The sequence below is a fragment of the Candidatus Thioglobus sp. genome (assembly GCF_028599055.1).
GTDB lineage: Bacteria > Pseudomonadota > Gammaproteobacteria > PS1 > Pseudothioglobaceae > Thioglobus_A.
The window spans coordinates 1-3655 of the sequence record NZ_JAQRMS010000120.1 but is presented as its reverse complement, the minus strand read 5'-3'; the positions used below and the strand labels follow the sequence as shown (position 1 = coordinate 3655).

Here is a 3655-nt window from a genome sequence, read left to right as displayed (position 1 = left end):
ATCCACATAAGCAGAAAAGGCGCTTTTAACATCTTTAACCGCTTGCTCTTTACTCTCGCCATCACCCATGATGCCTTCAATATCTTGATAGTAAGCTAGGTGTCCACCACCCTCTTTTTCGCTAAGTTTACTAACGATAATATCGTAATTAATCGCTAAATAATACGCTTTGTCTTTAATCATGACTGATTCTCCAATATTTTGATCACTTTTTTTATATAAATCACTTTGATAGGCCTCTTAAAAGGAATGGTAATACTCATGCAGTATTGCTTACGAAATACATAATGACTACCACCCGTGTTGATACATTCATAACCATAGCCCTTTAACAACTTTCTCAGCAACCTGAAATCTATAGGATTATTACGCATTTGTAATAACAGCTTTTCATGTTTGCTCATGGAATTATTCTATACCATTTGGTGGGTATAAAAAGTGTATCTTAAAAAACACTCAAACCTTTTCTCTGATTATGTTAATTCCAATGATTGGATCAATATTCAACTTTTCACAATAATTTACGTATTCTGCGATATCCAATCTACGCTCATTGTTTTCTATGTTCCAAATAGTCAAATGTTGAGCTTTTAGTGTTTAGTGTTTAAACGCTAATGCCAAAAACAAAAAAACCCCCACTGGGAGGGTTTTGGTCGCATAAAAGCGGAGCCTACGAAAAATAAATTTCATTGGTATGAAAAGCAAAATTCTTAAGCGATAGTCGGTTACAATTTGCACTACATATTCTACACAAGGGCAAGGTATTATGCAACAAAAAGTTTTAGGACTGGATTTAGGCAGTAACTCTATTGGCTGGGCGCTTCTTAATGAGGACAATAAACAAGCCACTGAAATTATCGATTTGGGTTCGCGTATCTTTACCAAAGCAGTTGAGGAAAAAATACCTACACCAAAAAATGAAAAACGTCGAAACATGCGCCTTGGTAGGCGTGTTGTTCAGCGTCGTGCGCAGCGCAAGCAACGTATGCTTAATTACTTAGTATCTTTAGATTTATTACCGCAAGCGTTGCAAAACTCTACTCAGCCGGAGATCATTCTTAACAAACTTGGAGATCCTTATGAGCTACGAACTAAAGGCCTAGATGAACAGCTAAAGCCTCATGAATTTGGCAGAATATTATTACACTTTGTTGCAAGGCGTGGTTTTTTGTCCACTAAAAAACAAGTGGCGGGCGATTTGGTCGATGACCCTGATACGCTAGATTATCTTAATGATCTTGATGATAAGCCTGCCAAAGACAAGGAAGAGGGGCAATATAAGGCAGACATTGTTGATGTTTATCAAGCTATTAAAGGTGCTGGCGCTAGAACTTTGGGTGAATACCTGTTTAACCTTGAAACTGGCAAAGTTAAGCGTAATCGTTCACATGATGGTGGGCATTTGCGCACTGAGCGTAAGATGTATCAGGATGAACTTAAGCTAATCTGGAAGCAGCAATCACAATATTTTAGCCACTTGCCAAGTGATTTTATGCAAAAAAATAAAGGGATTTTGGCCATTATTTTTTATCAAAGACCTCTCAAGTTAAAAAAAGACCGTATTGGCCAATGCTCACTAGAACCTAAACATCGTCGCGCTAATGTTGCGCGCCTAGAAGTGCAAAAATTTAGATACTTGCAAGATATCAATAATTTACAATTTTTTGATCGTTGGCAAGAAAAATGGATAAGTATTAGTGATGAGCAAAAATCCAAATTAAAAGGTTTGTTTGAGCATAACACACAAATCACTGTAACAATGCTCAAAAAAGAACTAGGTTTAGACAGACCTACTAAAATTAACCTCGAAGCTAAAAACCTGAAAGGTAATATCACAGCAGGTGAAATCCGTAATATCATTGATGATGCTTGGGATAAATACTCAGATCAACAGCAGCATGACTTGTTTGAGGATTTATTCACCATTAAGAAAAAATCAGCGCTTAAAGCTCGACTGATTACGCATTGGGATTTTGACAAAAAAACCGCTGTTAAGCTGTGTTTGATTGAGTTTGAGCCTGGCCATTCTAACCACTCGCTCAAAGCCATTAACAAACTTTTGCCATTTTTAGAACAAGGCATGATTTATTCAGATGCTCGCAAAGCAGCAGGTTACGATTATGAAGTAACAGAGATTGAAGTTGTTGGCACATTGGGTATACCGCCAGAAACTTCCAATCCGATTGTTAACAAAGGTATGCATGAGTTAAGACGACTGATTAATGCTATTATCAAACAATATGGTAAGCCTGATATTATTCGCATTGAAATGGCGCGTGATCTAGAGATGAATACCAAGCGCTATAAAGAAAACGAATTTCGACAAAAGAAAAATCAAAAAGCCAATGAAGCTGCACAACTTGCTTTTAAGGGTTTAAATTTAGGCAAAAAATATGCCTCAAGAGATGACAAAATTCGCTATCGCCTTTGGCAAGATCAAGATCAGCGTTGCGCCTATAGTGGTAACACCATTGCACTCAACCAAGTATTTATCAGCGAATGCGAGGTGGATCATATTTTGCCCTTTAAAAAATCACTCGACGATTCTTACATGAATAAAGTCATTTGCTTTACCAAAGAAAACCGTGATAAATCTGATCAAACCCCGATTGATGCTTGGGGTGGTGATAATGACAAATGGAATCAAATTACCCAAGCTCTTAGTCACTGGGATAAATCTCTCGACAGCAAAATAAAACGTTTCTATACCAAAGAGACTGATTTGCAAAAACGTGATTTTATTTCCTCACAGCTCAACGACACTCGTTACATGTCAAAATTGGCGCAAGATTATGTACGCCAACTTGGTTGTGATGTAAACATTACTAAAGGTTTTGTGGTTAGCCAAATTCGCCACCAATGGGGTTTTAATAGTATTATTGGTGAAGTGAACAAAAAAGATCGCACTGATCATCGTCATCATGCGATTGATGCAGTGGTGATTGCTGCCACCTCGCGCAATTTATATCAAAATGCAGTTAGGCAAATTGAGCAAGATAAACTTAATATCGATCCGCCGTATGACCACATTCGCGATGAACTCAAAGAAAGACTCAAGCACACGATTGTATCTCATGCACCACAGCACAAACTTGCCGGTAGCTTACACGAAGAAACGGGTGCAGGCTATATTAAAAAACACGGTGGCTTGGTGTATCGCAAAACCCTAAGCCCAGAGTTCACTCTTAAAAATGCCATGAGTATTGTAGATGAAGCGGTTAAAACCAAAGTATTGGAGCATTTTGAAAACTACCCAAACCCTAAAGAAGCTTTTAATTCCGAACACTTAGCACTACTCAAACTAGGCAAAAACCCAATTAAACGCGTTAGAGTATTGCAATCCAAAACCAATGAGAAAAAATTAGAAAATACCAAATTTGGTGTGCGCGATAAAACCGGTAAAATCTTTAAATACATGAGTTTTGGCAATACCCATCATGTCGAAATTATTAAGAACAGCAAAACTGGCAAAATCAAAGGCGAATTTGTTACCACCATGCTCGCCTCACACCGCGCCAAAGGTATTAATATGCCCAAACAACCCATCATCAAAACCAATCATGGTGAGGATTGGGAATTTATCATGGCACTACATATTAACGACACTGTTAGTATTGAACAAGACGATGGCGAACGCGTGTTTTATCGGGTGCAG

The 3655-nt window shown here is 38.0% G+C and carries 1 protein-coding gene and 1 pseudogene; one reads left to right on the top strand and one right to left on the bottom strand.

The genetic code is table 11. The annotated features are described in order from the left end of the window. Positions 1-183, bottom strand: a pseudogene (locus tag PSN35_RS06610) (type II toxin-antitoxin system HicB family antitoxin); the annotation flags it as partial. A gap of 583 nt (positions 184-766) precedes the next feature. On the opposite strand from PSN35_RS06610, the gene cas9 reads away from it, so the two are divergent. Next, the coding region (gene cas9 / locus PSN35_RS06605; RefSeq protein ID WP_300031163.1) for a type II CRISPR RNA-guided endonuclease Cas9 at positions 767-3655 on the top strand (2889 nt) is incomplete at its 3' end.